Raw genomic sequence first — 25724 nt, 5'->3', positions numbered from 1 at the left:
GGTGGTGCGGGGAGGGAGTCAGCGGTCGGCCGCGTGCGCGCCGCGCCGACCGGGCAGCTCCACCTGGTCGCGCTCCGGGAGCGGCGCGTCCAGCCCGGTGCCGGCGCGCAGCTCGGCCTCGCGGGCGGCGGCCGCCGCGCGCACGTCGGCACCGAAGTCGCCGATCGCGTCGGCGAGGTCGCGCAGGCCGTCGACCAGGGAGGCCGCGATGCCCTGCGGGGTCAGCTTCTCCGCGGCCCGGGAGAGCTTGCGGACGACGAGCGCGCCGATGGTGATGCCCATGGCCAGCCAGAACAGCCGGCGCATCAGGCGGCCCGCCGGGCGGCGCGGCGCTCGCGGCGCGCGGCCTTGTCACGGGCGGCGGCCTCGGCGATCGCCTGGCCCTCGCGCTTCTTGCGGGCGGCGCTGCGCACGCCGTAGCTGAACGCGGCCACCTTGATCAGCGGGCTGCCGATGGTGGCGGCCACGACGCTGGTCAGCGCGGCGACGTTGCTCGACACGTTGGCGGCGTTCCCGGTGATGTCGTCGACCCGCTCGAGATTGCTGTTGACGTGGGCGACCGTGGTCGACGCCTGGCTCAGGATCGGTGCGCTCTGCTCCCGGGCCTGGCGGATGGTCAGCGTCGCCTCGTCGAGGGTGCGCCCCAGCTTGAGCAGCGGGATGGCGAGCAGCACCACGAGCAGCACCAGCGCCAGCGCTGCGATGAGTCCGGCCCACTCTCCTGCGGACACGCGGGATCTCCTGTTCCTCGGTGGTCGCCCCCGACGGCGGCGCCCGGCGTGGTCACAGTAGTCGGGGGGCCGCCCGGCCGTCCGCCGCGTGCCGACCTCTGGGGACGGTGGGGCTGGTGGTCAGCGCGACCGGGACGGTCGCCTGACGATGACCGCGGTCAGGCTCCGCGCCCCGGTCCGCTCCTCGCTCGTTCCTCGCTGCGATGCTCCCGGAGCTGTCGCCTGACGATGACCCTGGTCAGACTCCGCGCCCCGGTCCGCTCCTCGCTCGTTCCTCGCTGCGATGCTCCCGGAGCTGTCGCCTGACGATGACCCCGGTCAGGCTCCGCGCCCCGGTCCGCTCCTCGCTCGTTCCTCGCTGCGATGCTCCCGGAGCTGTCGCCTGACGATCGCGCGCAGCTTGGCCAGCCGCGCCCCGATCGGGCCCTCCGCCCCGCGCGCCGTCGGCCGGTAGTAGTCCTTGCCGACGAGCGCGTCCGGCGGGTACTGCTGCGGCACGACGCCGTCGGGATGGGCGTGCGGGTAGACGTAGGTCTGGGCGTGGCCCAGCTTCTTGGCCCCGGCGTAGTGCCCGTCGCGCAGGCCGGGCGGCACCGGACCGGCCAGCCCGGCGCGGACGTCGGCCACCGACTCCCCCATCGCCACGGTGATCGCGTTCGACTTCGGCGCGGTGGCCAGGTGCACCACCGCCTGGGCCAGCGGGAAGTGCCCCTCGGGCATGCCGATGAAGGCGACCGCCTCGGCCGCGGCGACCGCGGTCAGGAGCGCCGTGGGGTCGGCCATGCCGATGTCCTCGCTGGCGGAGATGACCAGCCGGCGGGCGATGAAGCGGGGATCCTCCCCCGCCTCGACCATGCGGGCCAGGTAGTGCAGCGCGGCGTCGACGTCGCTGCCGCGGATGCTCTTGATCAGCGCGCTGGCGACGTCGTAGTGCTGGTCGCCCTGCCGGTCGTAGCGCACCGCGGCCTGCGCGACCGCCGTCTCCAGGGTCGCCAGGTCGATCTCGGTGGTGCCGGCGGCCAGCGCCGCCCCGGCCCCGGACTCCAGCGCGGTCAGCGCCTTGCGCCCGTCGCCGCCGGCGATGCGGACCAGGTGCTCCTCGGCGTCGGCGCTCAGCGTCACCGCGCCACCGAGGCCGCGCTCGCTGGTCAGGGCACGCCGCAGCAGGGAGCGGACGTCGTCGTCGGCCAGCGGCTGCAGCGCCAGCACCAGGCTGCGTGAGAGCAGCGGGCTGACCACGGAGAAGAAGGGGTTCTCGGTGGTCGCGGCGATGAGGCTGACGATGCGGTCCTCGACCGCCGACAGCAGCGAGTCCTGCTGGGTCTTGGAGAAGCGGTGCACCTCGTCGATGAACAGCACGGTGCGCCGGCCGGCGAAGGTGAGCTCGCGCTTGGCCGCGGTGATGACCGCCCGGACCTCCTTGACCCCGGAGTCGAGGGCCGAGAGCTGGACGAACTGCCGCTTGGTGGCCAGGGAGATGACGTGCGCCAGCGTGGTCTTGCCGGTGCCGGGCGGGCCGTAGAGCACCAGCGACATCGGCTCGTCGGACTCCACCAGCCGGCGCAGCGGTGCGCGGTCGCCGAGCAGGTGCCGCTGGCCCACGACCTCGTCCAGCGAGCGCGGGCGCATGCGGACGGCCAGCGGCGCGCCGGGGTCGACCGCGGCCTCGGCGCCGTCGGCCGGGCCGGGGTCGTCGAACAGCGAGCTCACGGCGTCCCCGGTTCGCTCCCGCGGAGCGCTCGGCTCCTCGGTCGCCGGCGCTCCCTGCGATGCTCACGCCCCTGTCCACTCACGGGTACCGACGCTACCCGCGGGGCACGACACCTCTGTGCAGACCAGACGCATCGGAGACACGACCGTCAGCGCCATCGGCCTGGGCGCCATGCCGCTGTCCACCAAGACCGACCGGCCCTCCCCCGAGGCGGCCGAGGCGGTGGTGCACGCCGCGCTGGACGCCGGGGTCACGCTGATCGACACCGCCGACGCCTACGCCGCCGACGAGTCCGAGTTCGGGCACAACGAGACCCTCGTCGCACGGGCGCTGGCCTCCTACGGGGGCGACACCTCGGGGGTCCTCGTGGCCACCAAGGGCGGCCACACCCGCCGCGGCAGCGACTGGGAGCTCGACGGCTCCCCCGCCTACCTGCGGCGGGCCGCCGAGGCCTCGCTGCGGCGGCTCGGCGGCGACGCCATCGGCCTCTACCAGTTCCACCGGCCCGACCCGGCCACGCCGTGGGAGGAGTCGATGGGTGCGCTGCGGGCGCTCGCCGACGACGGCCTGGTGCGCATGGTCGGCATCTCCAACGCCGACATCGCGCAGATCGACGTCGCCCGCTCGATCGTCGGGCCGGCGCTGGTCAGCGTGCAGAACCAGTTCTCGCCCGGCTGGCGGTTCTCCGCCGACGAGGTGGACCACTGCGCCGCCCACGGGCTGGCCTTCCTCCCCTGGAGCCCGTTCGGCGGGGTGTCGGCGGCCGGCTCGCTGGACGCGACCGCGCCTGCGTTCGCCGAGGTCGCCGCCGAGCTCGGCGTGTCGGTGTACCGGGTGACGCTGGCCTGGCACCTGGCCCGCGCCGACGTCGTCGTCCCCATCCCGGGGGCCTCCCGGCCGGAGTCGATCCGCGACTCCGCCGCCGCGGCCGACCTGCAGCTGACCGCGGAGCAACTGGCCCGGCTGGACGCCTGAGCGCGGTCAGGAGGGCCGGTCGACCAGGGTCGAGAGGACGATGAGCGTGCGCGTCCGGGCGATGGTCGGCGCCCGGCGCAGCCGCTCGACGACCTGCTCGAGGTGGGCGATGCCCCGGACCCGCACCCGCACCACGGCGTCCGGCTCGCCGGAGACGGTGAACGCCGACACGACCTCGTCGATCGCCAGCACGGCCCCCCGGACGTCGGTGGGTGCCGTGCGGTCGGTGCAGTAAATCTCCACCAGGGCCTCGAGGTCCTCGCTCATCCGGCGGGGGTCGACCCGGGCCGCGTAGCCGGTGATGACGCCGGCCGCCTCCAGCCGGTCCACCCGCCGCTTGACCGCACTGGCCGACAGGCCCGCCTCGCGCCCGATGTCGGCGAAGCTGCGCCGCGCGTCCGCCCGCAGCGACGCAACGATCGTGCGGTCGATCTCGTCGAGGGGATGCATGCGTTGCATCGCGCGACGGTTGCATGCCCGCAGCGTTGTGTCACCGGCCGACCGCGCGCACCGTTCCCCCATGACCGCCACCGTCACCGCCGTTCCCCCCGTCGCCACGGGCACCGAGCTGGTGCTGGACGGGGCCTCGCTCACCGTCGCCGACGCGCTCGACGTCGCCCGCCGCGCCCGCACCGTGCGCCTGGCACCCGCGGCGCGGACCGCCGTGGCCGCGGCGCGCGAGCTCAAGCAGCGCCTCATCGCCGAGGAGACGCCCATCTACGGCGTCACCACGGGGTTCGGCGACTCCGCCCACCGCCAGATCGCGCCCGGGAAGGCCGCGGCGCTGCAGCAGAACATGCTGCGCTTCCTGGGCTGCGGCACCGGTCCGGTCGCGCCGCCCGAGGTCACCCGCGTGACGATGCTGCTCCGCGCCAACTGCCTGGCCAAGGGCAACTCCGGGGTGCGCCCCGAGCTGGTCGACCGGCTGCTGACCCTGCTCGCCGAGGACGTCCTGCCGCTCATCCCCGAGCGCGGCTCGTGCGGGGCGAGCGGGGACCTCGTCCCCCTGTCCTACGTCGGCCGGACCCTGGTCGGGGAGACCGACGTCCTGCACCGGGGCCGGGTGCGCCCGGCCGCCGAGGTGCTGCCCGACCTGGGCCTCGAGCCGCTGGTGCTGGAGGCCAAGGAGGGCCTGGCCCTCACCAACGGCACCTCCTTCATGAGCGCCTTCGCCTGCCTCGCGGTCGGCGCGGCCACCGAACTGGCCGCGGTGTGCGACCTGCTGACCGCCATGGCGTCGGAGGCCCTGCTCGGCAACCGCGGCCACTTCACCGAGTTCCTCTTCGCGCGGGCCAAGCCGCACGGCGGCATGGTCACCAGCGCGGCGAACGTCCGGACGATCCTCGCCGGCTCCCACCTGGCGCTCGACAGCGAGGAGCTGTTCGCCGGGGGCATGGGGTCCCACACCTTCCTCGAGCTGGACCGGCAGGTCCAGGACAAGTACTCGATCCGCTGCGCCCCACACGTGACCGGCGTGCTCCGCGACGTGCTCACCTGGGTCGGCGAGTGGGTGGCCACCGAGATCAACTCCTCCGACGACAACCCCCTGTTCGACGTCGGAGGCGGCCGGGTGCAGAGCGGAGGCAACTTCTACGGCGGGCACATGGGGCAGGCGATGGACTCGCTGAAGGTCGCCGTCGCCAACGTCTGCGACCTGCTCGACCGCCAGCTCGAGCTGCTCGTCGACGAGAAGTTCAACGCCGGGCTCACCCCCAACCTGGTGCCCCGCTGGACCGCCGACGACGAGCAGGCCGGCCTGCACCACGGCTTCAAGGGCATGCAGCTGTGCTCGTCGGCCATGACCGCCGAGGCGCTGAAGCTGTCCTCCCCCGCGACGGTGCACTCGCGGTCCACCGAGTGCCACAACCAGGACAAGGTCTCGATGGGCACGATCGCCGCCCGGGACGCCCGGACGATCGTCGAGCTGGCCCAGGACGTCGCCGCCGTCCACCTGATCGCCGTCTGCCAGGCCCTGGAACTGCGCGGGCTGGACCGGGCCAGCGAGGTCAGCCGGGAGGCCGTCCGGCTGGTCCGGGAGCGGATCGCCTTCCTCGACCGGGACCGGTGCATGGACGCCGACGTCGCCGCGGCCGCCGAGCTCATCCGCTCCGGCGCTCTGTCCGCGCTGGTCATCGGCGCACAGACCTCGACCTCCACCTGAGGGTGAGGGCGGGCGGGCGTGCAGCCGCTGCAGACGCCGGGCGGCTCCGCTGGGGTCGGCCTCAGCCGCCGCTCACGGCGGAGGGGCGGCCGCCGGTTCCTCCGCCCGGTTCGCGCGCACGGACCCGAGGACCACTGCCACCAGCAGCGCGACCACCACCGCCACCACCCAGGGCAGGAGGTCGCGGTTGGCCGGCGAGTACGCCAGACCGAAGACCTGGGCGGCCCCGGCGAGGGAGTCCAGCAGGCTGTTCGGCAGCCCGGCCCCCGAGCGGAGCAGGGGCTGGAGGTAGCCGATCGCGGTCAGCAGCGGCCCCACCGACCACGCCAGCAGCACCAGCAGCGGCCACCACGCCAGCCGGGACAGCGGCCGCGCCCCCGCCAGCAGCAGCGACACCGCCAGGACGGCCGCGCCCAGCCAGCGCGTCAGGAGGTCGATCCAGGTGGTCGCGCCGACGCCCGCGGCGTAGCCGGCCCCGAGGAACAGCGACCACGTCCAGCCGGGCAGGACGGCGCTGAGCACGGCCAGCGCCGGCGCGGCACCGGCCGGGCCGGCCGCCGACACCGCGCCCAGCCCCCACCCGGTGAGCGCCAGCAGCACGGTGCCGACGGCCAGGCCGCTCACCACCCGGCCGTCGGAGTCGAAGCCACCGGCCCCGTCGAGCGCCGTCACCGACTGCACGACGGTGACCAGCACCGCGAGCCCCACGCCGCCCCCGGTGGCCAGGACGGCCAGACCCCGGCGTCCCGGCTCGGCCATCAGGCACAGCAGCCCGGCGACCAGGCCACCGAGGAGCGCACCGATCACCAGCTGCGTCAGCGACGCCGTCCGCAGGGGCAGGGCCGCCCAGGTCCCCCCGGCGGTGCCGGCCAGCCCGGCGACCAGCCACGGCAGGAAGCCGACGGCCCACCAGGCCAGCGCGGCCAGCGGCAGCAGCAGCCACGCCGGCAGCCCGCGGGCACCGGCCGCCGAGGGGGCAGGGGCCGGGGGCGCGAGCGGGGCGAAGGTCACGGCGGCGTCAGCGTCCCAGCACCTGGCGCAGCGCGGCGAGCACCAGGGCGACGGTGTCCGGCCGCGCGTTGTGGCCCATGAGGCCGATCCGCCAGACGGTCGCGGCGTAGGCGCCGACCCCGCCGCCGATCTCGAGGTCGTAGCGCTCCAGGAGCTCCTTGCGCACCGCCGCGGAGTCCACGCCGTCGGGCACCGTCACCGTCGTCAGCTCGGGCAGCCGGTGCCCCTCGGCGGCGAACAGCTCGAGCCCCAGCTCCTGGAGGCCCTCCTGCAGCAGCCGGCCGGCCTCGGCGTGCCGGGCGTGGACGGCGTCCAGGCCCTCGTCGAGCACCCGGCCGAGCGCGGCGTTCAGCGCCACGACCATCCCGGTGGGTGCCGTGTGGTGGTAGGTGCGGCCACCGGAGCCGGCCGCCTCGCCGGCGTAGCCGCCGAGCATCCCGAGGTCGAGGTACCAGCTCTGCGGCTTCTCGATCCGCCGTGCCCACGCCCGGTCGTTGATCGTGAACGGCGCGAGCCCCGGGGCCATGCCCAGGCACTTCTGCGAGCCGGAGTAGGCGAGGTCGACGCCCCACTCGTCCAGCTGCACCGGGATGCCGCCCAGCGAGGTGACGCAGTCGGCCAGCAGCAGGGCCTCGCCCTTGCCCTCGGCCAGCGGCGCGAGGTCGGAGCGCACCCCGGTCGAGGTCTCGGCGTGCACCGCGGCGATCAGCTTCGGGGACGGGTGGGCGGCCAGCACGCGCTCGGCGTCGACCGGCCGGCCCCACTCGTGCTCGACCCGCACCACCTCGGCGCCGCAGCGCGCGGCGACGTCGGCCATGCGCTCGCCGAACAGGCCGTTGACCGCGACGACGGCGACGTCACCCGGGCCGACGGTGTTGACGAACGCCGCCTCCATGCCCGCCGACCCGGTGGCCGACAGGGGCAGCGTGCGCCGGTTCGCCGTCCCGAACAGCTGCCGCAGCCGCTCGGAGGTCTGGTCGAGGACGTCGAGGAAGACCGGGTCGAGGTGGCCCAGCAGCGGCTCCCCGAGGGCGACGGTCGCCTCCGGGTAGGGGTTGGAGGGGCCGGGTCCGAGCAGGGTGCGAGCGCGCAGCGGCATGCTGGGCAACCTACCCACCGCGCCCGGAGACGCCGCTCACCACCGCGTTGCGGGCGTTCCTCGTGCACTGCGGGCGCTGCAGCGCCGGCAATCCACGAGGAACCCCGGCGATGTCCCTCGGGCAGGCCTACTTCGTGGGGTCGCTCGGCCCCGGGGAACCCGGCTCACCGGGCAGCGCCGGCTCCTCCGGCGTCGCGTCGATCCCGGCCTCCTTGCGCTGCGCCTCGGAGATCGGCGTCGGCGCCCCGGTCAGCGGGTCGAACCCGGCACCGGTCTTCGGGAACGCGATGACCTCGCGGATCGAGTCCACGCCCGACAGCAGCGCGGTGAGCCGGTCCCAGCCCAGCGCGGCACCCGCGTGCGGCGGCGGGCCGTAGGCGAACGCCTCGAGGAAGAAGCCGAACCGCTCGCGGGCCTCCTCGCGGGACATGCCGAGGGTCTCGAACACCCGCTCCTGCAGGCCGGCGTCGTGGATGCGCACCGAGCCGCTCATGACCTCGTTGCCGTTGATCACCATGTCGTATGCGTCGGACAGCGCCGCGCCCTTGTCCTCGGCGAACCGCTCCCGCCACTCGGGCGTGGGCGAGGTGAACGGGTGGTGCATGAAGGTCCAGTCGCCGTCCTCGGTCTCCTCGAACATCGGGAAGTCGACGACGAACAGGAACGACCAGGTGCCGGGCTCGATGAGCTCCAGCCGCCGGGCGATCTCGTTGCGGGCGGCGCCGAGCAGCTCCTGCGACGTCCGGCGGGCACCGGCGGCGAAGAACACGCAGTCCCCCGGCTCGGCGCCCACGGCCTCGACCAGGCCGGCGCGCTCGGTCTCGGAGATGTTCTTGGCCACCGGCCCGCCGAGCGTGCCGTCCTCGGCGATCGTCACGTAGGCCAGGCCGCGGGAGCCGCGCGAGCGGGCCCAGTCCTGCCAGGCGTCGAACGCCCGCCGCGGCTGCGAGCCACCGCCGGGCATGACCACGGCACCGACGTAGGGCGCCTGGAACACCCGGAACGGCGTCTCGGCGAAGAACGACGTCAGCTCGGTCAGCTCGATGCCGAACCGCAGGTCGGGCTTGTCCGAGCCGAAGCGGTCCATCGCCTCGCGGTAGGTCATCCGCGGGATCTCCGGCACCTCGTAGGAGGCCAGCTCGCGCCACAGCGCGCGGACGACGTCCTCGGCGATGGCCAGCACGTCGTCCCGCTCGACGAAGCTCATCTCGAAGTCCAGCTGGGTGAACTCCGGCTGCCGGTCGGCGCGGAAGTCCTCGTCCCGGAAGCAGCGGGCGATCTGGTAGTAGCGCTCCAGGCCGCCGATCATCAGCAGCTGCTTGAACAGCTGCGGCGACTGCGGGAGCGCGTACCACTTGCCCGGCTGCAGCCGCACGGGGACGACGAAGTCCCGCGCGCCCTCGGGCGTCGAGCGGGTGAGCGTCGGCGTCTCCACCTCGGTGAACCCGTGCCCGGCCATGACGCCGCGGGCGATCCGGTTGATCTCGCTGCGCAGCCGCATGATCTGCGCCGGGCCCTGCCGGCGCAGGTCGAGGTACCGGAACCGGTAGCGGACGTCGTCGCTGGCGGCCGAGTCGGTCTCCACCGGGAAGGGCAGCGGCGCGGCGGCCGAGAGCACGGTCAGCTCGCCGGCCACGACCTCGATGTCGCCGGTGGGCAGCTCGGGGTTCTCGTTGCCCTCGGGACGGCGGCGCACCTCGCCGGTGACCAGCACGCAGAACTCGTTGCGGAGGGCGTGCGCCTCCTCCTCGCGGACGACGACCTGCACGTAGCCCGAGGCGTCGCGCAGGTCGACGAAGACCACGCCGCCGTGGTCGCGGCGGCGGGCGACCCAGCCGGCGAGGGTGACCTGCGAGCCGGCGTCGGTGCCGCGCAGGGTGCCGGCGTCATGGGTGCGGAGCACGGGGGATCTCTCTCTCGGTGGGGTGGGCTACCAGCGGTCGTGCACGTGCGCGCGGATGCGCTCGTCGTAGAGCCGCTCGAGGTCGGCCAGCTGGCTGTCGGTGAGTGGCGGCAGGTCGGCCGCGGCGACGTTGCCGCGCACCTGCTCGACGGTGCGCGCGCCGGGGATGACGGTGGTGACGCCGGGCTGGTCGATGACCCAGCGCAGCGCGAAGGCCGCCGTCGGGGCGTCGCCGGCGATCGCGGCGACCTCGCGGGCGGCGGCGACGCCGACCTCGAACGGCACGCCGGCGAAGGTCTCGCCGACGTCGAAGGCCTCGCCGTTGCGGTTGAAGTTCCGGTGGTCGTCGGCGGGGAACGTCGTCGACTCGTCGTACTTGCCGGTGAGCAGCCCGCTGGCCAGCGGCACGCGGGCGAGGATGCCGACGCCGGCGCGGGCGGCCGCGGGCAGCAGCTCCTCCAGCGGCTTGCGCCGGAAGATGTTCAGGATGACCTGGATGGTGGCCACGCCCGGGTGCTGCAGGGCGGTGAGGCCCTCGGCGACGGTCTCCACGGACACGCCGTAGGCGGCGATCGAGCCGTCGGCGACGAAGCCGTCGAGCGTGTCGTAGACCCGCTGGTCGGAGTAGACCGCGGTCGGCGGGCAGTGCAGCTGCACCAGGTCGAGGGTCTCCACGCCGAGGTTGCGCCGGCTCCGGTCGACCCAGGCGCGCAGGTTCTCCGGCGTGTACTGGGCGGCCTCGAACGGATCGGCCCGGCGGCCGGCCTTGGTGGCCACGAACGGCCGGTCCGCCCGGGGGGCCAGCGCCTTGCGGATCCGCTCCTCCGAGCGGCCGTCGCCGTAGACGTCGGCGGTGTCGAGCAGGGTCACGCCCGCGTCGAGCGCGGCGTCGAGGACGTCGGCGGCGGTGTCGTCGTCGACGTCCCCCCAGTCGCCGCCGAGCTGCCAGGTGCCCAGGCCGATGACGCTGACGTCGGCCCCCGTCCGGCCCAGGGGCCGCTGTTCCATCGCAGTCACCGCTCCACCGTCGCACGCAGCCGGTCGAACAGCTCCCCGACCGGCACCGCCGTCTGCTCCCCGCTGCGCAGGTCGCGCAGCTGCCCGACGCCGTCGGCCAGGTCGCGCTCGCCGATGACCACCGCGTGGCTGGCGCCGGACCGGTCGGCGGCCTTCATGGCGCCCTTGAGCCCGCGGTCGCCGTAGACGGTGTCGGCGGCGATGCCGGCCGCCCGCAGCTGCCCGACCAGCCGGACGGCGATCCGCTTGGCCTCGGCCCCCAGCGGGACGACGAAGGCCTGCACCCCGGCGCTCGTGCCGATGTCGAGGCCCTCGGCCTGCACGGCCAGCAGCGTGCGGTCCACGCCGACGGCGTAGCCGATGCCCGAGACGTCCGGCCCGCCCAGCGCCGCCGACAGCCCGTCGTAGCGGCCGCCGCCGCCGATGGCCGACTGCGCGCCGAGGCCGGAGTGGACGAACTCGAACGTCGTCTTCGTGTAGTAGTCCAGCCCGCGGACCAGCCGCGGTGCCTCGGTCCAGGTGACCCCGAGGTCGGACAGGTGTTGGCGGACGGCGTCGTAGTGCGCCTTCGTCGAGTCCGAGAGGTGGTCGACCATCAGCGGCGCGTCGTCGAGCTGCGCCTGCACCTCGGGCCGCTTGTCGTCGAGCACCCGCAGCGGGTTGATCGCCGCCCGGCGCCGCGTCTCCTCGTCGAGGTCGAGCTTGTCCAGGTAGGCGACGAGCAGCTCGCGGTACTGCGGCCGGCAGGTGGCGTCGCCGAGCGAGGTGAGCAGCAGCTCGAAGTCGGTCAGGCCGAGGTCGCGGAAGCCCTGCACGCCCAGGGCGACGACCTCGGCGTCCAGCGCAGGGTCGTCGAGGCCGAGGGCCTCCATGTCGACCTGGGTGAAGTGCCGGTAGCGGCCGGCCTGGGGCCGCTCGTAGCGGAAGCACGAGCCGACGGTCCACAGCTTCACCGGCAGCGCGCCGGTGTGCAGGCGGTGCTCGATGAACGCGCGCATGAGTCCGGCGGTGAGCTCGGGGCGCAGGGTGAGCGAGCGGCCGCCGCGGTCCTCGAAGGTGTACATCTCCTTCGTCACCACGTCGGTGGACTCCCCCACCCCGCGGGAGAAGACGGCGGTGTCCTCGAACACCGGCGTCTCGACGTAGCCGTAGCCGGCCCGCCGCAGCGGCGCGGTCAGCGCGTCGCGGACGGCCAGGAAGCGCGCCGACTCCGGCGGCAGGGTGTCGAAGGTGCCCTTGGGGGCGGTCAGCCCACTCACAGCGTCCCCCGTTCGACTCCGGACTCGATCCGCTCCCCGGTCGCTGGCGCTCCCTGCGATGCTCCCTCGCCCGTCGTCCTCACAGCCCCCGCCCCTTCGGTGCGCTCGCGGCCTCGGCCAGGTACGGGTTGGTCGCCCGCTCCCGCCCGATCGTGGTGGCCGGGCCGTGGCCGGGCAGCACCACCGTCTCGTCGTCCATCGGGAGGACGACGTCGCGCAGCGAGGTCAGCATCGACGCCCACGACCCGCCCGGCAGGTCCACCCGGCCGACCGACCCGGCGAACAGCACGTCGCCGGCGAGCAGGCCCGGGGCCTCGCCCAGGTCGAGGGAGAACATGACCGAGCCCTCGGTGTGCCCGGGCGCGTGCCGCACGGTCAGTTCGACGCCGGCCAGTGACAGCACCGCGCCGTCGTCCAGCCGCCGGACCTCGGTCGGGTCGGGCATGCGCACGCCGCTGACCAGCGGGGCCAGCGCCGGCCCGTGCCAGCGGGCCGGGTCCTCGACCATGCCGAGGTCGGCCGGGTGCAGGTAGGCGGGGATGTCGTAGCCCTCGCAGACGGGCACCACGGAGAAGGTGTGGTCGAGGTGGCCGTGGGTCAGCACCACCGCGACGGGCTTGAGCCCGTCGTCGGCGAGCATCCGGGCCAGCGGTTCGACCGCGTCCATGCCGGGGTCGACGACGACGCACTCCTGCCCCGGTCCGGGGGCCACCGCGTAGCAGTTGGTGCCGAAGGCACCGGCCGGGAACGAGCGGATGAGCACCCGTGCAGGTTACGCGCGGGTGATCACGCCGCTCCGGGCCCCGACGGATGACCGGGGACTGCCAGCCTCGCCACCTAGACTCGCCCACCGACACGCGCGTGGACCGCCCCGTCGACCGGGGCCGGTGTCCCGTGCCGCCCGCAGCCACGTACGTCCGAGGAGTCCGACCCCGTGCCGACCAACAAGCAGCGCCGGCAGGCCGCCCAGCGGCACCTGCAGCGTCAACTCGAGCGCCGCGCCGAGCTTTCCCGCAAGCGGCGGCGCAACCTGCTCGTCGTCGTCACGGTGGCCGCGGTGGTGCTCGTCGCCGGCGCGGTGTGGCTGCTCACCGGCGTCGGCGGCGACGAGGACACCTCGACCGCATCCGACCCGACCGGCACCAGCAGCGCCCCCGCGGCCGAGGGCCCGCAGCAGCCGACCGTCAATCCCGACGGCACCGTGGCGTGCGACTACGCCCCCGACGGCTCGGGCGTCGACGTCGGCCTCCCCCCGACGCCCGAGGCGACTCCCGCGCAGGGCACCTCGACGCTGCTCATGAGCACCACCCAGGGCGACCTGACCCTCACGCTGGACCGCGCGAAGGCGCCGTGCGCGGCGGCGAGCATGGCCTACCTGGCCTCGGTGCAGTTCTTCGACGGCAGCCCCTGCCACCGCGAGGTCAACCAGCCGACCTTCGGCGTGCTGCAGTGCGGTGACCCGACCGGCACCGGCACCGGCGGCCCCGGGTACCGGTTCTACGAGGAGATCCCCGAGGGCACCACGTACCCGGCGGGCACCATTGCGATGGCCAACAGCGGCGCCCCCGGCTCGACCGGCAGCCAGTTCTTCCTCTGCTTCGTCGACACCGAGCTGCCGCCGTCCTACACGCCGGTGGGCACCGTCGACGCCGCCGGTCTGCAGGTGCTGCAGACCATCGCGGCGGCCGGCAACGACGGCTCCTTCGAGCCGAGCCCGGGCGGCGGCGCGCCGAACCTGCCGGTCACCATCAACTCGATGACGGTCGTCGGATGACCCGGCTGCGGGCCGCCGCGCTCGCCGGCCTGGCCGTCCTCGGCCTCGCCGCCTGCAGCGAGTCGGTGACGGGGCAGGCCTCCCCCGCCTCGACCGGCGCATCGACCTCGACCTCGGCGTCGGCCTCGGCCTCAGACAGCCCGGCCACGCCGTCGGAGGGCGCCGGCGAGGGGAGCGGCTCCAGCGAGGGGACCACGACCTGCGAGTGGCTGCCCTCCCGCAGCCCGAACGCGATCGACGTCGGCACCCCGCCGGAGGAGGTGCCGGCCACCGGCACCACCGAGCTGGTCATGACCCTCGGGCAGGGCGAGCTGCAGGTGACGCTGGACCAGGAGGGCGCCCCCTGCGCGTCGGCCAGCATGGTGCACCTGGCCGAGGAGGGCTTCTTCGACGGCAGCCCCTGCCACCGCGAGGTCAACCAGCCGACCTTCGGCGTCCTGCAGTGCGGCGACCCGACCGGCACCGGCAGCGGCGGCCCGTCCTACCGGTTCGCCGAGGAGGTCAGCTCCTCGACGACCTACCCGGCCGGCACGGTGGCGATGGCCAACAGCGGCAGCCCGGCCTCGACCGGCAGCCAGTTCTTCATCTGCTTCGTCGACACCGAGCTGCCGCCGGCCTACACGGCGGTGGGCACGGTCGACGCCGCCGGGCTGGCGGTGCTCGAGCAGATCGCGGCGGCCGGCAACGACGGCTCCTTCGAGCCCAGCCCCGGCGGCGGGGCCCCGAACGTGCCGGTGACCATCCTCTCGGCGACGGTGACCGGGTGAGGCGGCCGCTCCTCCTCGCCGCTGCCGCGCTCCCGCTGCTCGTCGGCTGCACCGCCACCGTCGACGGCACGGCCACCGCGGCGGTGGAGCCGGTCACCCTGGCCGGCACCGAGGTCGCCGACTACGCCGCCGGCCAGCAGCACGTGCGGACGACGGTCGACTACGCCGAGAGCCCGCCGGTGGGCGGCCCGCACGCACCGAGCTGGGCCGACTGCACCGGCAGCGTCTACGACGAGCCGATCGCCGACGAGTACGCCGTCCACTCCCTGGAGCACGGCGCGGTCTGGATCACCTACGACCCCGACCTCGCCTCGGCCGACGACGTCGCGGCGCTGGAGGCTCTCACCGAGGGCGGCACGTACCGGATGCTCTCGCCCTATCCGGGGCTGGGCACGCGGGTGTCGCTGCAGGCCTGGAACCACGCCCTGCCGCTGGACGACGTCGCCGACCCGCGGCTCGAGCAGTTCCTCGAGCTGCTCACGGTCAACCCCGACACCACCCCGGAGGTCGGCGCGACCTGCGAGAACCCGGGTTTCCTGAGCGACCCGGTCACGCCCTAGGCGGTCACGCGCTCCACGTCGAAGACCCCGTCGACGTTGCGCACCGTCTGCAGCACCGCACCCAGGTGCGCGGGGTCGGCCAGCTCGAAGGTGAACCGGCTGATCGCCACCCGGTCGCGGCTGGTCTGCACCGACGCGGACAGGATGTTGACCCGCTCGTCGGCCAGCGCCTTGGTGACGTCGGACAGCAGCCGGTGCCGGTCCAGCGCCTCGACCTGGATGGAGACGAGGAACATCGACCCGGGCTGGCTGGCCCACTCGACCTCGACCAGCCGCTCGGGCTTGCGCTCGAGGTCCTCGGCGTTGGTGCAGTCGCGGCGGTGCACGCTGACCCCGCCGCCGCGGGTGACGAAGCCGAGGATGGCGTCGCCGGGCACCGGGGTGCAGCACTTGGCGAGCTTGGCCCACACGTCGCTCATCCCGTGCACGACGACACCGGGGTCGCCGCTGGCCGAGCGACGCTGCACCGGGCGGCGGGTCGGGATGGCGGTCTCGGCGATGTCCTCGACCGCGCCCTCGGTGCCGCCCAGCGCGGCCATCAGCTTCTCGACCACCGAGGCGGCCGAGATCTGGCTCTCCCCCACCGCCGCGTAGAGGGCGGTGACGTCGGCGTAGCGGAGGTCCTTGGCGAGGGTGGACAGCGCCTCCCCGCCCAGCAGGCGCTGCAGCGGCAGGCCCGCCTTGCGCATGGCGCGGGTCAGGGCCTCCTTGCCGGCCTCGACGGCGTCCTCGCGGCGTTCCTTGGTGAACCACTGCCGGATCTTGGTGCGCGCCCGCGACGAGCCGACGAAGGACAGCCAGTCCTGCGAGGGGCCGGCCGTGGCCGAGCGCGAGGTGAAGATCTCGACGACGTCGCCGTTGGACAGCTTGCTGTCGAGGGAGACCAGCGCGCCGTTCACCCGGGCGCCGATGCAGCGGTGCCCGACCTCGGTGTGCACCGCGTAGGCGAAGTCGACCGGGGTGGAGTCGCCGGGCAGGCTGACCACGTCGCCCTTGGGCGTGAAGACGAAGACCTCCTGGGGACCGAGGTCGTAGCGCAGCGTCTCCAGGAACTCGCCGGGCTCCTGCGCCTCGCGCTGCCAGTCCAGCAGCTGGCGCAGCCACAGCATGTCGTCGGGCGACCCGACCTTGCTGCTGGCCGCGAAGTCCCGCCCGCCCGCGGCCTTGGCCTTCTCCTTGTACTTCCAGTGCGCCGCGATGCCGTACTCGGCGGTGCGGTGCATGTCGTGGGTGCGGATCTGCAGCTCGACCGGCTTGCCCTGCGGGCCGATCACCGTCGTGTGCAGCGACTGGTACATGTTGAACTTCGGCATCGCCACGAAGTCCTTGAAGCGCCCGGGGACCGGCTGCCAGTGGGCGTGCATGATGCCCAGCGCCGCGTAGCAGTCGCGTACCGAGTCGACCAGGATCCGGATGCCGACGAGGTCCCAGATGTCGGTGAAGTCCCGGCCGCGGACGATCATCTTCTGGTAGATCGAGTAGTAGTGCTTGGGCCGGCCGGTGACGACCGCCTCGATCTTCGCGGCCTTGAGCTGGTCGGTCACCGCGGAGGTGACCTCGGCCAGGTAGGTGTCGCGCGACGGCGCGCGCTCGGCCACCAGCCGGACGATCTCGTCGTAGCGCTTGGGGTACAGCGTGGCGAACGCGAGGTCCTCGAGTTCCCACTTGATGGTGTTCATGCCCAGCCGGTGGGCCAGCGGCGCGAGGATCTCCAGCGTCTCGCGGGCCTTCTTCTCCTGCTTCTCCGGCGGGAGGAACCGCAGGGTGCGCATGTTGTGCAGCCGGTCGGCGAGCTTGATGACCAGCACCCGCGGGTCGCGGGACATCGCGACGATCATCTTGCGGATCGTCTCGGCCTGGGCGGCGTCCCCGAGCTTGACCTTGTCGATCTTGGTGACGCCGTCGACGAGGTGGGCGACCTCCGGCCCGAAGTCGCCGGCGATGGTCTCCAGGGTGACGCCGGTGTCCTCCACCGTGTCGTGCAGCAGCGCGGCCACCAGCGTGGTGGTGTCCATCCCGAGGCCGGCGAGGATCGTGGCCACGGCCAGCGGATGGGTGATGTAGGGGTCGCCGCTCTTGCGCTTCTGCGCCGCGTGCGCCGCCTCGGCGACGTCGTAGGCGCGCTGCAGGACGGCGAGGTCGGCCTTGGGATGGCTCTGCCGGTGCAGCGCCGCCAGCGGCTCCAGCACCGGACGCACGACGCCGCTGCGCTGGCCGGCGACGATCCGGCGGGCCAGCCGGTCGCGGACCCGGCGCCGCGGCGGCTCGTTCTCGGCCGGCGGCTCGGAGCCGACGTCGTCGGGACGGCGGACCGCGGGGCGGCTGGGCAGCGGAGCCCGGTCGGGCAGCGGAGCCGGCGGTGTCGACCCAGCGGCGGGCAGCGCGGCCGGTTCGGCGCCGGCGGGGAGGGCGGGCGCCCCGGCGCGCGCGGCAGCCAGTTCGGTGCCGGCGGCGTCGGAGGCCATGGGGAACTCCCGCGGGTTCGAGGAGGAGGACCCTCCCCATCCTAGCCGGGCAGGGTCGTCCCGAGTCGCGCCAGGGAGGTGGTCCCCCTCGCAGGTGGCGGCCCGGGGGCGCGGTGGTTCAGGTGGTCCAGAGGGCGTGCACGGTGTGCGGGGCGATCCGCTGCCGGCCGCCGAGGTCGGCCAGCTCGATGACCACCGACACCGCGGTGACCACCCCGCCGACGCCCTCGACGAGCGCGACGGCCGCCTCCAGCGTGCCGCCCGTGGCGAGCACGTCGTCGACCAGCAGCACGCGCTGCCCGGGCCGGAGCGAGTCGGTGTGCAGCTCGAGGGTCGCCGTCCCGTACTCCAGCGCGTAGTGGGCCGAGACCGTCTCGCGCGGCAGCTTCCCGGCCTTGCGCACCGGCACGACCCCGACACCGGCGTCGAGGGCGACCGCGGCGGCGAGCAGGAAGCCGCGGGCCTCGACGCCGACCACCACGTCGAAGCCCGGGTCCCCCGTCCCACCGCCGGCCAGGGCGGCCGCCCGCGGGTCGACCAGGGCCGGCGTGGCCAGGCCGTCGACGACCCGGCGGAAGGCCGGGCCGTCGGCGAACACCGGGGTGAGGTCGCGGAAGACGACCCCCGGCTCCGGGAAGTCCGGGATGTCGACGGCGAGGCCGGCGATCAGCTCGTCCAGGGGCTGATCGCTCACCGGCGCTTCTTCCCGCTCCCGCGGCGGGTCGGGGCACCCGGCCGCTGCGGGCGGGCCCCCGGGCGCGGGGTCGTGGTGCCCCCGCGGACGGGCGCAGCGGCCTCGTCCCGGCGCACCGAGGACGGCGACTCGACGACGACGTCGGCGACGACCGGGCCGAGGTCCTCCTCGCGCTCGGCGACCGCGACCGCCGTCGTCCGACGGGTGGAGCCCGACGCGCGCCGGGCGCTGGCGACCGGCGCGCGGCCGGGGCCGGTGCCGGGCACCGCCGCGCCCTGGCGGGCGGCGGCGGACCGGCGGGCCATGACCCGCTTGCGCAGCGCGACCTGCTCGGGCTCGCGCTCCTTGAGGTCGGCGACGATCGGGGTGGCCAGGAAGATCGACGAGTAGGTGCCGGCGGCGAGGCCGACGAAGAGCACCAGCGCGAGGTCCTTGAGCGTGCCGACCCCGAGCAGCCCGGCGCCGACGAACAGCAGGCCGGCCACCGGCAGCAGGGCGATCACCGAGGTGTTGATCGACCGCATGAGGGTCTGGTTGACCGCGAGGTTGGCCGCCTCACCCCACGTCATGCGCGCGCCCTGCGACAGGTCCCGGGTGTTCTCGTCGACCTTGTCGAAGACGACGACGGTGTCGTAGAGCGAGAAGCCCAGGATGGTGAGGAAGCCGATGACCGTCGACGGCGTGACCTCGAAGCCGATCAGCGAGTAGACGCCGGCGGTCACCACGATGTCGTGCGCGAGCGCGGCCATGGCCCCGATCGCCATCTTCGGCTGGAAGCGGACGGCGAGGAAGAGCACGACCGCGACCAGGAAGACGACCAGCGCGATCAGCGCCTGCTGGGTGATGTCCGCGCCCCACTCGGCGCTCACCGACTCGGGGCTGACCTGCGAGGCCTCGATCCCGGCGGCGTCGGCGACGGCCTCCACCACCGCGCGCTCGCCGTCGTTGTCGAGGGTGCCGGTGCGCAGCAGGATCGACTCCCCGCCGACCACCTGCGCCGAGGCCACCTCGGCGCCGGCGTCCTCGGCCGCGGCCTGCACCGCCGCCAGCTGCTCGCTCGTGCCCGGCAGCCGGAAGCTGTTGCCGCCGGCGAAGTCGATGCCGAAGTTGAACCCCCGGAACACCATCGAGCCGATGCAGATCAGCACCACGACGGCGGTGATCCGGTAGATCAGCTTGCTGCGGCCCACCACGTCCAGGCCGGCCTCGCCGTTGTAGAGCCGGTGCGCCAGCGACGCCCGCCGGTGCCGGCGGGGGCTCTGCGCGGCGCCGGCCCGGGGCAGGCCGGCGTCGGCCAGCGCGTCGTCGTCCGCGGCGGCCGCGGCGTCGTCGGCGGCACTGCCGGCGTCGCGGGACTCGTCGGCGTCGGTGCCGACCGGGATCGCGGTCTCCTCCGGCGCCTGCTCGTCGTCGCGGCTCATGCGTCGCTCCTGTCCTGCGCGGTGCGTCGGGCGCCGCTGCCGGCGCCGACCAGCTCCGGTTCGGCGGCGGGCCGGGCCCGGGCGGGCCGCTGGATCCGGTCGACCGAGCGGCCCAGACCGGACATCCGGCTGCTGCCGAAGGCCTTGAAGCGGGCCAGCACGGCCAGCAGCGGGTGGGTGAAGAGGAAGACCACGACCAGGTCGAGGACGGTCGACATGCCGAGGGTGAAGGCGAAGCCCTTCACGTCGCCGATGGCGAGCAGGTAGAGGATCGCCGCGGCGAGGAAGCTGACCGCGTCGGCCGAGAGGATCGTGCGGCGCGCCCGGACCCACGCCCGCGGCACCGCCGAGCGCATCGACCGGCCCTCGCGGATCTCGTCCTTGAGCCGTTCGAAGTAGACGACGAACGAGTCGGCGGTGATGCCGATCGACACGATGAACCCGGCGATGCCGGCCAGGCTCAGCGTGAAGCCGATCTGCCGGCCGAGGATGACCAGGCAGGCGTAGACGACCACCGCCGAGAGCACCAGGCTGGCGATCATCACCAGGCCGAGGAGCCGGTAGTAGACCAGCGCGTAGACGAAGACCAGCGCGATGCCGATGGCCCCGGCGATCAGGCCCGCCTCCAGCTGCTCCTCGCCGAGCTCGGTGGAGATCGACTGCGCCGTGGCCTGGGTGAAGGTCAGCGGCAGGGCGCCGTAGCGGAGCTGGTTGGCCAGCTCCTCGGCGCTCTCCTGGTCGAAGTCGCCGGTGATGGTGGTCTGGCCGTTGATGGCGCCCTCGATGCGGGGCGCGGAGACGACCCGGCCGTCGAGGGTGAAGGCGACGGACTGGCCGACGTTGGCGGCCGTGTACTGCGCCCAGGTGTCCTGGCCGGAACTGTTGAAGTCCAGCAGCACGACCCACCGGCCGGTCGTCGGCTCGGTGCCGGCCGTGGCGTCGGTGACGTCGGTGCCCTCGAGGATCGCCGGGCCGAGGAGGTACTTCTCCGTGCCCTCCACCGAGCAGGCGGCCACGAAGTCCGTCGACCGGTCGACCGGGACCGGGGCGGTGTCGTCGCCGCAGGTCAGCGTGTCGAAGACCGCCTGCGCCTGCTCCTGCGTCACCGCGGGCGCGTCCGGGTCCAGCGCCGGGTCCTCCACGGCGCCGTCGGTGGGCGTGGCCTCGGTGGGCGTGGCGCCCTCGGTCGACGCGGCGCCGTCGGTCGGGGCGGCCGACGGGTCGGCGGCGTCGGTGGGGGCCGCGGGGTCGGTCGGGGCCGCGGGGTCGGTCTCCGTCGCCGGGTCCTCGGCGGCCGGGGTGGCGATCCCCGAGGTGATCACCGGGCGGAACCGCAGCTGCGCGGTCGCGCCCAGCTCCCGGGCCTGCTCGCCGTCGTCCCCGGGGACGGAGATGACGATGTTCGAGTCGCCCTCGGTGACCACCTCGGCCTCGGCGACGCCCAGGCCGTTGACCCGCTGCTCGATGATCTGGCGGGCCAGCTCGAGGTCGTCCTGGTCGGGCGCCTGGCCGTCCGGCGTGCGGGCGGTCAGCGTGACCGTGGTGCCGCCGCGCAGGTCGAGACCCAGCTGCGGGGTGCGCGTGTCACCGGTGAAGAAGACCAGCCCGTAGAGCAGGGCGACGATCAGGGTGAACGCGCCGAAGTAGTTGCGCGCGGGGAGCTGGCGGTTGGCCACGGGAGCTCCGGTTCAGCTGGCGCGGTCGGCCGGACCGCCGTCGACGGTGCCGGGCGCGTCGTCCCCGGGGGCGGGGGTCTCGGGCGCGGCGCCGGCCGGCTTGCGGACCTCGAGGATCGCCTGCCGGACGAAGGTCACCACGACGCCGGGGGAGATCTCCAGGTCGATCGTGGTGTCGCCGATGGCGGCCACCGTGCCGTGCAGGCCGCTGGTGGTCATGACCGGCGTGCCGACGGTCAGCGACTCCTGCAGCGCCTGCGCCTGGGCCGCCATCCGCTTGCGCTGGCGAGCCGGCAGCACGATCAGCAGCACGAAGGCCAGCGCGATCAGGATGAGCGGGAAGTATTGCTGCACGTCGGGAGACCTCTCTGCCGCGCCGGTCGTGCGCGCGTTCGGTGCGGCCCGGGACGGGGCCGCTCGGGTTCGTCGGCTGCGGCGCGCACGCGACCGGCCGCGACGCGCGCGGCCGGACCGTCGGGTCACGCAGTCGAGTTGCGCGCCAGCGTCACGCAGTCTAGGCGTCGAACAACGGTTCCGTGGGCGCCCCCGGGGCACGCGGGGCTCCTGAGACACCTCCCAGGGGGAGACCGCCCTTCGGCAGCGGTTGCCCGAGGTGCCGCCACGCCGCCTCGGTGGCCACCCGGCCCCGCGGGGTGCGGGCCAGCAGCCCGGCCCGCACCAGGAACGGCTCGCACACCTCCTCGACGGTGTGCGGCTCCTCCCCCACCGCGACCGCCAGCGTGCTGACGCCGACCGGGCCGCCGTTGAACCGGGTGACCAGCGCCTCCAGCACCGCGCGGTCCAGCCGGTCCAGGCCGAGCTCGTCGACGTCGTAGAGCGCGAGCGCGGCCCGGGCGACGGCGCGGGTGACCCGGCCGTCGGCCTCCACCTCGGCGTAGTCGCGGACGCGGCGCAGCAACCGGTTGGCGATCCGCGGCGTGCCGCGGGAACGCCGGGCGATCTCGGCCGAGCCGTCGTCGGTCAGCTCCACGCCGAGCAGCTCCGCGCTGCGGGCCAGCACCTGCTGCAGCTCGGCGGGCTCGTAGAACTCCATCTGCCCGACGAAGCCGAACCGGTCGCGCAGCGGGCCGGTCAGCAGGCCGGCCCGGGTGGTGGCGCCGACCAGCGTGAACGGGTTGATTTCCAGCGGGATGGCGGTGGCGCCGGGCCCCTTGCCGACGACGACGTCGACGCGGAAGTCCTCCATCGCCATGTACAGCAGTTCCTCGGCCGGCCGGGCGATGCGGTGGATCTCGTCGATGAACAGCACGTCGCCGGGGCCGAGGTTGGACAGCATCGCCGCGAGGTCGCCGGAGCGCTCGATCGCCGGGCCGCTGGTGATCTTCACCGCGGTGCCCAGCTCCGAGCCGATGATCAGCGCCAGGCTGGTCTTGCCCAGCCCGGGTGGGCCGGAGAGGAGCACGTGGTCCGGCGGCCGCCCCCGCCGCTTGGCGCCCTCGAGGACCAGCGCGAGCTGGCGGGCGACCTTCGGCTGGCCGATGAAGTCGGTGAGCGAGTGCGGCCGCAGCGCCGACTCGACGACCCGCTCCTCGTCGCCGGCCTGCGGGGAGACGGCGAACTCCCGGCCGAGCCCGTCGTCGACGTCCCCGGTCAGGCCGCGGTCGAACGGCGAGGTCATGCGCTCACCTGCTCGCTCCCGGCCGGCGGAGCCGGCAGGTCGACAGAGCCGCTCATGCCCGGCCCAGCAGCTGCAGCGCCTGCCGCAGCAGCACCGCGACGTCGACCCGGCCGGTGCTCTCCAGCTGCTCGTCGGCGACCGGCGCCAGCGCGGTCAGCGCGGTATCGGCGTCCTTGGTCGACCAGCCCAGCCCGACGATGGCCGCGGCGAGCTGGTCACGCCACGGGGCGACGGGGGTGAGCGGGCCGGCCCCGGCGGGCAGCGCGGGCGCACCGTCGAGGGAGGTGTCGGCGGTCGTCGTGCCGAGCCGGTCGCGCAGCTCCAGGATCAGCCGCTCGGCGCCCTTCTTGCCGATGCCGGGCACCTGCATGAGCGCCTTGACGTCGGCCATCGACACCGCGCGGCGGACCTCGCGGGGCGGGTGGATGGCCAGCACCGCCTGCGCCAGCCGCGGGCCCACGCCGTTGGCGGTCTGCAGCAGCTCGAACAGCTGGCGCTCGTCGTCGTCGGCGAAGCCGTAGAGGGTCAGCGAGTCCTCGCGGACCACCAGGCTCGTCGACAGGCGGGCGCTCTCCCCCACCTGCAGGCGGGCGATCGTGCCGGGCGTGCACTGCACCGCCAGCCCGATGCCGCCGACCTCGACGACCGCGCCGTCGGGCGACACCGCCGCCACCCGGCCGTTGACCGAGGCGATCACCGGGACACCCCCTGCCAGCGCGGCAGCGTGCGGGGCGCCATCGACGCGCCGATGCCGCCGGCGAGCGCTGCCGTGCGCAGCCGCTGCTGCGCCGGGCCGCGCCACACGTGGCAGACCGCGAGGGCCAGCGCGTCGGCGGCGTCGGCCGGCTTGGGGGCCGTCGCCAGCCCCAGCACCCGGGTGACCATGAGGGTGACCTGCTCCTTGTCCGCGCGGCCGTTGCCGGAGATGGCCGCCTTGACCTCGCTGGGCGTGTGCCAGGCGACCGGCCGGTCGGCCTGGGCGGCCGCCAGGGCGGCCACCCCGGCGGCCTGGGCGGTGCCGGTCGCGGTGCCCTTGTTGTTCTGGGTGAACACCCGCTCGATGGCCACGACGTCGGGCCGGTGCTCGCGCAGCAGCGCGGTCACCTGGGTGTGCAGCTCCAGCAGCCGCAGCTCGAGGTCGAGCTCGGCCGAGCTGCGGATGACGCCGACGCCGACCGCGGCCGGGCGCGCGCCCGGGCGGCCGTCGACGACCCCCCACCCGCACCGGGTCAGGCCCGGGTCGATCCCCAGCACCCGCATGGACGCGCCTCCTGACCCACGGCCGAACTGGTGTTCGACCGAGGTTAGCCGCCCGGACCGACGCCGCGGCGCGACACGCCTCAGCCGACGCGCTCGAGCACCTCGTCGGAGACGTCGTAGTTGGCGTACACGTTCTGCACGTCGTCGCAGTCCTCGAGCGCGTCGATCAGCCGGAAGACCTTGCCGGCGGTCTCCTCGTCCAGCTCGACCTGCACGCTCGGCACGAAGGCGGCATCGGCCGCGTCGTACTCGATGCCGGCCTCCTGCAGCGCGGTGCGCACGGCCACCAGGTCGGTCGGCTCGCAGACGACCTCGAAGGTGTCGCCCAGGTCGCGGACCTCCTCGGCGCCGGCGTCCAGGACGGCCATGAGCACGTCGTCCTCGGTGGTGCCGGCCGACGGGACGACGATGACGCCCTTGCGGGAGAACAGGTAGGACACCGAGCCCGGATCGGCCATGGAACCGCCGTTGCGGGTCATCGCCGTCCGGACCTCCATCGCCGACCGGTTCTTGTTGTCGGTGAGGCACTCGATGAGCACGGCGACCCCGCCGGGGGCGTAGCCCTCGTAGGTGATGCCCTGGTAGTCGACGCCACCGGCCTCGGCGCCCGAGCCGCGCTTGACCGCGCGGTCGATGTTGTCGTTGGGCACCGACGACTTCTTCGCCTTCTGGATGGCGTCGAACAGCGTCGGGTTGCCGGCCGGGTCACCGCCGCCGGTGCGGGCGGCGACCTCGATGTTCTTGATGAGCTTGGCGAAGAGCTTGCCGCGCTTGGCGTCGATCCCGGCCTTCTTGTGCTTCGTGGTCGCCCACTTGGAATGGCCGCTCACGGCGATCTCCCCTCGGTGCGGGCGCCCTGGGCGGCGCCGCTCGTGCTCGCCGGTGCCGGCGGGCGGTCCCTCTGCGCTTGGCGGCCCGGCGCACGACCTCGGCGGACAGCGCATGGACCCGGTCGGCCCCGGTCAGCTCGGGGCGCGGCTGGCGGCCGGGACGGCGTCCCGGCGCACCGCGGCGATCTTACCGTCGGCCCGGCGGCCGCCGCCCCCGACGGCTAGCGCGGCCGCGGGGCGGCGCTGCTGGTGAGCTCGTCGAGGCTGTCGTCGATGTCGAAGTACCGCGGCAGCGGGCGGCGGGCGTGCAGCCGGGCCAGCCGCGGGAAGCGGCGCCCGCGCAGCTCCCGGGTGTCGCGCACCGCGTCGTTGTAGAAGCGCCGGGCCAGGCCGACCCGGTGGACGGTGCCGGCGAGGTCGTCGGCCAGTGCCGGTGAGAGGCCGGGCAGGTCGGCCGGCAGCTCGCGCAGCTCCCGGCCGAGCTCGTTCTCGGCGAGCTCGCGGTCCACCGTCCAGGGCACCCGGGCGGCGGCCGCGGCCCGGGCCAGCCGCTCGGCCCGCTCGGGGCCGAGCGCCGCAGCGCCCTCGCGCGCCACCTCGGCGGCCAGCCCCGCCCGGCGGCGCAGCTGGGTCTCCAGCGCCGTCCAGGCGCGGTCCACCCGCCCCTCGAGCCGGCGGAGGCGGGCGAGGTCCCACGCGGCCCAGGCCACCAGGAGCACGACGACCCCGGCGGCGACCAGCAACCAGGCGGAGGGCGTCACGACGGGTCAG

At 74.6% G+C, this 25724-nt stretch carries 25 protein-coding genes; 5 read left to right on the top strand and 20 right to left on the bottom strand.

Annotation, left to right across the window (positions count from 1 at the left end; translation table 11 throughout):
• Window positions 1-18: 18 nt before the first annotated feature.
• From ACI79R_RS15415 to ACI79R_RS15405, 3 genes are all read right to left on the bottom strand, one after another.
• Window positions 19-306, bottom strand: coding sequence for a hypothetical protein (locus ACI79R_RS15415; RefSeq protein WP_456574521.1), 288 nt, complete (start codon window positions 304-306; stop codon window positions 19-21).
• Entirely contained in the window at window positions 306-731 is a 426-nt protein-coding gene (locus ACI79R_RS15410) for a DUF948 domain-containing protein (RefSeq protein WP_456574520.1), read from the bottom strand. The genes ACI79R_RS15415 and ACI79R_RS15410 overlap by 1 nt, the downstream gene beginning before the upstream one ends.
• 318 nt (window positions 732-1049) lie before the next feature.
• Entirely contained in the window at window positions 1050-2441 is a 1392-nt protein-coding gene (locus tag ACI79R_RS15405) for a replication-associated recombination protein A (protein WP_456574519.1), read from the bottom strand.
• Window positions 2442-2559: 118 nt separating this feature from the next.
• On the opposite strand from ACI79R_RS15405, the gene ACI79R_RS15400 reads away from it, so the two are divergent.
• A complete protein-coding gene (locus ACI79R_RS15400; RefSeq protein WP_456574518.1) occupies window positions 2560-3417 on the top strand; it encodes an aldo/keto reductase in 858 nt (285 codons plus the stop codon).
• Window positions 3418-3423: 6 nt separating this feature from the next.
• Here the strand turns inward: ACI79R_RS15400 and ACI79R_RS15395 are convergent, their stop codons facing one another.
• Window positions 3424-3876, bottom strand: a complete 453-nt coding sequence (locus ACI79R_RS15395) for an Lrp/AsnC family transcriptional regulator (RefSeq protein ID WP_456574517.1) — start codon at window positions 3874-3876, stop codon at window positions 3424-3426.
• 61 nt (window positions 3877-3937) lie between these two features.
• On the opposite strand from ACI79R_RS15395, the gene ACI79R_RS15390 reads away from it, so the two are divergent.
• Window positions 3938-5578, top strand: a complete 1641-nt coding sequence (locus tag ACI79R_RS15390; protein WP_456574516.1) for an HAL/PAL/TAL family ammonia-lyase — start codon at window positions 3938-3940, stop codon at window positions 5576-5578.
• 72 nt (window positions 5579-5650) lie between these two features.
• On the opposite strand, the gene ACI79R_RS15385 is transcribed toward ACI79R_RS15390, so the two are convergent.
• The 6 genes from ACI79R_RS15385 to ACI79R_RS15360 form a co-directional block, all read right to left on the bottom strand.
• Window positions 5651-6589, bottom strand: a complete 939-nt coding sequence (locus ACI79R_RS15385) for a hypothetical protein (RefSeq protein ID WP_456574515.1) — start codon at window positions 6587-6589, stop codon at window positions 5651-5653.
• Between the two features lie 7 nt (window positions 6590-6596).
• A complete protein-coding gene (locus ACI79R_RS15380; RefSeq protein WP_456574514.1) occupies window positions 6597-7688 on the bottom strand; it encodes a pyridoxal-phosphate-dependent aminotransferase family protein in 1092 nt (363 codons plus the stop codon).
• A 127-nt stretch (window positions 7689-7815) separates the two neighbouring features.
• Complete coding sequence (gene aspS / locus ACI79R_RS15375) at window positions 7816-9591, bottom strand: aspartate--tRNA ligase (RefSeq protein ID WP_456574513.1); 1776 nt, start codon at window positions 9589-9591, stop codon at window positions 7816-7818.
• 27 nt (window positions 9592-9618) lie between these two features.
• Window positions 9619-10599, bottom strand: a complete 981-nt coding sequence (locus tag ACI79R_RS15370) for an aldo/keto reductase (RefSeq protein ID WP_456574512.1) — start codon at window positions 10597-10599, stop codon at window positions 9619-9621.
• Window positions 10600-10604: 5 nt separating this feature from the next.
• Window positions 10605-11867, bottom strand: coding sequence for a histidine--tRNA ligase (gene hisS, locus ACI79R_RS15365; RefSeq protein WP_456574511.1), 1263 nt, complete (start codon window positions 11865-11867; stop codon window positions 10605-10607).
• Window positions 11868-11946: 79 nt separating this feature from the next.
• The gene (locus ACI79R_RS15360) at window positions 11947-12630 is read right to left on the bottom strand and encodes an MBL fold metallo-hydrolase (RefSeq protein ID WP_456574510.1); all 684 of its coding nucleotides are present in this window, start codon (window positions 12628-12630) and stop codon (window positions 11947-11949) included.
• Between the two features lie 171 nt (window positions 12631-12801).
• Between ACI79R_RS15360 and ACI79R_RS15355 the strand changes: the two genes are divergently transcribed.
• Genes ACI79R_RS15355 through ACI79R_RS15345 form a run of 3 tightly spaced genes read left to right on the top strand, consistent with a single transcriptional unit; the run spans window position 12802 to window position 14968 of the window.
• Window positions 12802-13641 carry a peptidylprolyl isomerase gene (locus ACI79R_RS15355; protein WP_456574509.1) on the top strand — a complete coding sequence of 280 codons (840 nt, stop codon included), beginning with the start codon at window positions 12802-12804 and terminating at the stop codon, window positions 13639-13641.
• Window positions 13638-14408: a peptidylprolyl isomerase gene (locus ACI79R_RS15350; protein WP_456574508.1), complete on the top strand. Its 771-nt coding sequence runs from the start codon at window positions 13638-13640 to the stop codon at window positions 14406-14408. Before ACI79R_RS15355 ends, ACI79R_RS15350 begins: the two co-directional genes overlap by 4 nt.
• Window positions 14405-14968: a DUF3105 domain-containing protein gene (locus ACI79R_RS15345; protein WP_456574507.1), complete on the top strand. Its 564-nt coding sequence runs from the start codon at window positions 14405-14407 to the stop codon at window positions 14966-14968. Before ACI79R_RS15350 ends, ACI79R_RS15345 begins: the two co-directional genes overlap by 4 nt.
• On the opposite strand, the gene ACI79R_RS15340 is transcribed toward ACI79R_RS15345, so the two are convergent.
• From ACI79R_RS15340 to ACI79R_RS15295, 10 genes are all read right to left on the bottom strand, one after another.
• Window positions 14965-17433, bottom strand: coding sequence for a RelA/SpoT family protein (locus ACI79R_RS15340; protein WP_456574506.1), 2469 nt, complete (start codon window positions 17431-17433; stop codon window positions 14965-14967). The two genes, ACI79R_RS15345 and ACI79R_RS15340, sit on opposite strands and share 4 nt — an antisense overlap.
• 118 nt (window positions 17434-17551) lie before the next feature.
• Entirely contained in the window at window positions 17552-18127 is a 576-nt protein-coding gene (locus ACI79R_RS15335) for an adenine phosphoribosyltransferase (protein WP_456574505.1), read from the bottom strand.
• A complete protein-coding gene (secF, locus tag ACI79R_RS15330) occupies window positions 18124-19548 on the bottom strand; it encodes a protein translocase subunit SecF (protein WP_456574504.1) in 1425 nt (474 codons plus the stop codon). Before secF ends, ACI79R_RS15335 begins: the two co-directional genes overlap by 4 nt.
• On the bottom strand, window positions 19545-21224 hold the full coding sequence (gene secD, locus ACI79R_RS15325; protein ID WP_456574503.1) for a protein translocase subunit SecD: 1680 nt from the start codon (window positions 21222-21224) through the stop codon (window positions 19545-19547). Before secD ends, secF begins: the two co-directional genes overlap by 4 nt.
• 12 nt (window positions 21225-21236) lie before the next feature.
• Window positions 21237-21578 carry a preprotein translocase subunit YajC gene (yajC, locus tag ACI79R_RS15320; RefSeq protein ID WP_456574502.1) on the bottom strand — a complete coding sequence of 114 codons (342 nt, stop codon included), beginning with the start codon at window positions 21576-21578 and terminating at the stop codon, window positions 21237-21239.
• Between the two features lie 160 nt (window positions 21579-21738).
• Window positions 21739-22863 (bottom strand): Holliday junction branch migration DNA helicase RuvB, encoded by a 1125-nt coding sequence (gene ruvB, locus ACI79R_RS15315; protein WP_456574501.1) that lies wholly within the window; start codon window positions 22861-22863, stop codon window positions 21739-21741.
• 52 nt (window positions 22864-22915) lie between these two features.
• Entirely contained in the window at window positions 22916-23560 is a 645-nt protein-coding gene (gene ruvA, locus ACI79R_RS15310) for a Holliday junction branch migration protein RuvA (protein ID WP_456574500.1), read from the bottom strand.
• On the bottom strand, window positions 23557-24123 hold the full coding sequence (gene ruvC, locus ACI79R_RS15305) for a crossover junction endodeoxyribonuclease RuvC (RefSeq protein ID WP_456574499.1): 567 nt from the start codon (window positions 24121-24123) through the stop codon (window positions 23557-23559). Before ruvC ends, ruvA begins: the two co-directional genes overlap by 4 nt.
• An 80-nt stretch (window positions 24124-24203) precedes the next feature.
• The gene (locus ACI79R_RS15300; RefSeq protein ID WP_456574498.1) at window positions 24204-24953 is read right to left on the bottom strand and encodes a YebC/PmpR family DNA-binding transcriptional regulator; all 750 of its coding nucleotides are present in this window, start codon (window positions 24951-24953) and stop codon (window positions 24204-24206) included.
• A 221-nt stretch (window positions 24954-25174) separates the two neighbouring features.
• Window positions 25175-25714, bottom strand: a complete 540-nt coding sequence (locus tag ACI79R_RS15295) for a hypothetical protein (RefSeq protein WP_456574497.1) — start codon at window positions 25712-25714, stop codon at window positions 25175-25177.
• Window positions 25715-25724: the final 10 nt, after the last annotated feature.

The organism is Blastococcus sp. SYSU D00820, assembly GCF_054050695.1.
This window is presented reverse-complemented; position numbering and strand designations above follow the sequence as displayed.